The organism is uncultured Campylobacter sp. (assembly GCF_938045225.1).
Lineage (GTDB): Bacteria > Campylobacterota > Campylobacteria > Campylobacterales > Campylobacteraceae > Campylobacter_A.
Window position 1 is genome coordinate 1 of sequence record NZ_CALINL010000276.1, and the last position, 4,749, is coordinate 4,749.

3 protein-coding genes and 1 pseudogene are annotated in these 4,749 nt (G+C 34.8%); 1 reads left to right on the top strand and 3 read right to left on the bottom strand.

From position 1 onward, the window contains the following. Positions 1–1,035: 1,035 nt before the first annotated feature. Entirely contained in the window at positions 1,036–1,581 is a 546-nt protein-coding gene (locus Q0200_RS09960) for a Fic family protein (protein WP_297940827.1), read from the bottom strand. Positions 1,582–1,696: 115 nt separating this feature from the next. On the opposite strand from Q0200_RS09960, the gene Q0200_RS11965 reads away from it, so the two are divergent. Continuing rightward, positions 1,697–2,065, top strand: a complete 369-nt coding sequence (locus Q0200_RS11965) for a sigma factor-like helix-turn-helix DNA-binding protein (protein ID WP_346746332.1) — start codon at positions 1,697–1,699, stop codon at positions 2,063–2,065. Positions 2,066–2,100: 35 nt separating this feature from the next. Here the strand turns inward: Q0200_RS11965 and Q0200_RS09970 are convergent, their stop codons facing one another. Together Q0200_RS09970 and Q0200_RS09975 are read right to left on the bottom strand one after the other, a co-directional pair. Beyond that, positions 2,101–3,852 carry a hypothetical protein gene (locus Q0200_RS09970; protein WP_297940829.1) on the bottom strand — a complete coding sequence of 584 codons (1,752 nt, stop codon included), beginning with the start codon at positions 3,850–3,852 and terminating at the stop codon, positions 2,101–2,103. A gap of 221 nt (positions 3,853–4,073) precedes the next feature. Next, positions 4,074–4,749 (bottom strand): annotated as a pseudogene (locus tag Q0200_RS09975) (restriction endonuclease); the annotation flags it as partial.

Below are 4,749 nucleotides of genomic sequence, written 5' to 3' on the forward strand. Positions count from 1 at the left end.
TTTTTATAGTCTAGCATCATCCATCTGCACTGGATAATAAAAATTAATTATTGATTAAAATATACCCGCTTGTTAATATAGGCGGTATTGATATATTTTAAAAAACAATACCGCCTATATTTTTCAGTTTAAATCTTTGCAGCAAAAATCACAACCTCCTTTGGCATAAGTTTTCAGCCTTTGACTAACAGACTTGCAAAGCTCAGGCTGTCATAAAATACTTCACGGACGAATATTTTTACCTAAGTAAAACAATATTATTATACTATTAAATTCATAGTATATTAGTAGCCAGCTTACGCCAGCCGAGTTTTAATTTCTGAGAATGGGCAATAATTTTCATAAAGCTTCAAACTTTATCAATGCGTCTGTTAATTTTACTACTCCTTAAAACTCAACTATGATTTTCTTGGCTATGGCTTCTTCGTATTTAACTTCTACATAATAATGTTTCAATCCCCTAGATCGGGGAAATTTGAATCAAATAGCCTAAAAAACGCATTAAGATTAACAATGAGTTTTTAAAGAACTATTGAGAAACGCCATTATATCATATATAGCTAAAAAGTCCGAGAATCTAGCCAAATTTTAATTTCAAATTCCTAGCGTTTTACTAAATTTATGCTTAAGATAATGAATTTTAGGTAGTTTGCAAGATATCAAAAGTCCGAGAATCTATTTTCAAAAATGAAATTTTAGTAGATTTTCGAACTTTTGCTAAATTCGTTAAATTTAAATGCCCTATAATAGGCACTTTTAAACAGACTAAATTTTAAAAGTCCGAGAATCTATTTTTTAGAAGTATTAAATTTGAGGTTTTCGAACTTTTTGAAGCTTAGTAAAATATAAAAGTCCCTAAAATAGGGCTTTTTGAATTTTATAAAAGTCCGAGAATCAAATCCCTAAAAAAGGGAGTTTTAGATATATGTATCTGAGATATGAAATATCTTTGCTTCTCCTAAGCTTTCGCTTTTAGCCATGCAGGTTTTGCAGAGGCGGTAGGGGAGGAGGGTAGGGCGGTCGCTGTATTTTGCTTTAGTCGCTTAGTAAATTCGTTGTTAAATTTACTATCATCTCTTTTTGATTCGGATCGCTCTGGGCTATAAGTAGTGCAAGAGCGGCAAGCGTGTTATTGCTGATTTTTGGTTCGCCGTTGTTTTTATAAAGAAGCTCGCTTTTTGATAGAAATAAAATAAACATAAAGGCTCCGATTCGTTTATTGCCGTCGTTAAACGGGTGGTCTTTGATGATGTAGTAGATCAAATTTGCCGCCTTTTCTTGCGCTGTGGGTAGTAGCTCGCAACCGCCGAAGGTCTGATAGATATTTTTTAGTATCCCTTCAAATTCTCCCGCCTTTTGCGTTGCGAAAATTTGCGATGCTGCGCCCTTTTGGATCAGCGCTTCTTTTAGTTCATCGATAGCTAGTATGGCTTCATTGTAGCCTAGAGTAAAATTTTCGCCCGTAATATCTGTATATATACCTAGGGTTTTATCGTCGTATCTTTGTAAAAGCGTCCAGGCCTTGGCGTAATGCCTCACGAGATCAAGCTCTTGGCTAGATTTATGAATATTCGTATTCACGGTTTTGCCTTTTTAGCTTGATTATATCAGTTTGGACGTAAATATGTCCTTTTTGCTCGGTAAAATATCTTTATAAATCAACCTATACTAGTCGCAATCTACAAAAGGAGATAATATGCAAATTTTAGCCCAAATAAAAGAAATGCTTGAAGTCGCCGAGGAACTACGAGAAAAGGTCAAATTTATGATGAATGCTGACGATGTTTCTACGGAAGATGCGTTTAAGCTAAGAAACATCAAGAGCGATTTAACGGGTATTATAAACTCTTTGCAAGCTAAAGCTATCCATGAGGCATCTAGGCTAGCAGGCCTAAAAGGCGGAAACACCGGAGCGGGCGGACCGTATACTCTAGAAGAAACCGGACTAGTGCTAGGCGGAGTGACTAGGGAGCGCGTAAGACAAATAGAAGCCCAGGCTATAAAAAAGATTAAACATCCAAGGATCGTTAGGAAATTTTATGATTACGTGAAAGATATGTCTTGAATTTGCTAGTGAGTAGGGTAGGGGGTAAGTGGCCCTTATCTGCTTTGTGTTTCGACGGTTTCAGCTACTCTATCTGGCAAAGCTAAAAACTTGTCATCGAGTACTATTTTTGCTACCCACTCGCTGTCTTTTAAATAACCATAGATATCCTCTGCTATACCTAGGATCTCTTCATAACTTTTGGCGCTATTTAGTTCTTTTAAAAAACAAGATTTTGCCGATACTTTATCATTTGCTTTTGCATAGTAGTTAGCTAAAAGTCCCCAATGCTCACAGCCTGATTTTTGGATACTTTGACAAGCCATACGCAAAATACCGGTAGATGCATTTTTACAAAATTGTTCCATAAGCATATAAAGATCGTGGTAATTGTAACTAACCGCCGTATACTCTAAGGTCTTTATCGATTTTAGATGAAGTCTCTGCGCCGCTTTAAAATCCAAGAAATAGTTCGTCATATACTCGGCCAACTCGGTAAACTCATCAGCGCTTTTGGCTACCTGCTCAAGTCTGTCGCAATGCGTTCTAAGCCAATGTTTAATCCCTATAGTGCTAGAAATTTCAGACGTTAATAAATTTAAATCAATAGGGTCGTTTATATTTTGCGCTACTTTTTTAAAGATATCTTCGGCACTTTTAGTATCATTAAAATACCTTACGCAAACTTTAGCCATAGCTCCGGCCAAGGAGTATATATTAGTACCCTTTAGTATGTCTTTTTTGACTACCATTTCATCTAGCCGTCTTTTAGCCCAAGATCTCTTTCCTAGTTTTATCATCCATTCTAAAATATTGACTTTTTCGGTGTTTATGTGAGAAGCTTTATAGTATATCGTGGCTTTACCGTTTTTTATAACAGATTCGCAGCTATAATTTACATTGTCGCCTAAAGGCGTTTCATCTAAAAAATAACCTTGCTTTAAAAACCTTATCGTCTTCTTTTTTCCTAGAAATTTCTTTGCCATGGGAGCGATCTTAACAAAATCATCCGTATTTTTAACTAGTCCGATAGCCTTTTTTACGGCTTTTTTGCCTATATTTTCATTTTTATGACAAATCTTGGCTATGGCCATAAGATCCCATATGCAGTCTTTATTTATTATATTTTGATCAAGCAAAGCGCATGCAAGCGGTCTATCCACTAGGCGGTGTTTTAGTCCGCCTTTTATGTGTCTTGTATATAAAGATTTATTATTTTTTAGCGCTCTGTTATAAAACCTTTTTGCTATAGCATAAGCATCTTTGATTTTTAAACTTAAAATTTCCAAACCAAAATAACAATAAAAGTTGGCGTCAAAATTAGTCGTAGTTAGAATTTCGTTTAAAAATCTTATTGCCGTATTTTGGCTTATGATTTTTAATTTTATAAAATTTAGCATATTGATATAACAAATCTCATATTCGGCATGCATTTTTGCCTTTAAAAACAGTCTTTTGCACCATCTTATATCATTTGTGATTTTATAAACTCTTTGGGCCAGATACGCATAGTCTGCTCCGCCTATTTTACAACGCTTTTCAAACATCAAAAGAACTTTTTTGGCTAAAGTTAGGTTTTCTTCTTTTGCTAGTTTTGTGGCGATATCGTCGTATGTAAAAAGATTATGATTTCGTCTTGTTGTGTATTTTGGACAAGTTTTTACGATCGTATCGAATTCGTCTTTGTCTATGGTTTTTCCTATCTCTTTAATCAACTCCCGTATAGGAATATTGTCATCAAGGACATAGCTAGCATACATTATCCTCCCCTCATCCAGCTTATGTAGTTTGTCGTAGTCGTAAAGCATTATTGCTCCTTTTAAGAGATATACAAATTTGTGTCAAAAAATTTTTAAGAAAATATATACAATGGCGTATTTTACAAATAAAGGGCGTGTGTAAGTTTTTGGCTCATATTAATTTAAAGCTTCTGCTTAATCCCTGGGTTAAAGAGAGGATATTTTAACAACTAGCCGGCTAGATTAATATAATGCGAAAAACAAGGAATAAAATAAGTTTTTCCCCTAATTTAAAGAATCGTACTCAGTCGGTTTGATGGGATTAGCTTATCATTTTCTAAATCAAAGTATAAAATTTCAAGCTGCATTTTATCGTCGTATTTAAAATTCATAGACTCTTGTTTTGCGCCGTCTATCTTTGGGTAAATAAGATAAAGCTCGCTACACTCGTATTTTTTGCCGTAGGCATAGAGTTGATATAGGTCGGCTTGTGAGATTTTATACTTTTTCTCGCTTTCGTTAATATCTTGCCTGATGATTTTCCACTTTGTGTCGGCTATAAATTTGCCTTCTAAGAATATATCTGGTTTTAACCTGAATTCTCTTGGTTTTTCAATAAGATATTTTTCCTGGTGTTGCAATATGGTGCCGGGAAGCTTTTTCTTTATAAAATTTCCAACATAGCTTTCAAAAAGCGCGTTCATGTCAAAAAGCAATGCAAGGGCCAGATCATCGCCCTTGTGCGGGGTGAAAGTGTCACCCAAAAGAAAAATCTTGCACCACAAGAGTGTTTGCTCGTAGTACTTTACTTGGCGGTTTATGATGAGCTTTGCAAAGAAATTTTTATAATCCTCACACGTCGAAACTTCATCAAATATAAACAAAAACTCGCGTATTTTTTGCTGATTTTTGTTTAAATTTGACTTTTTGTATAGAAATTTAAGCGTTGTTTTTATGATTTGATTT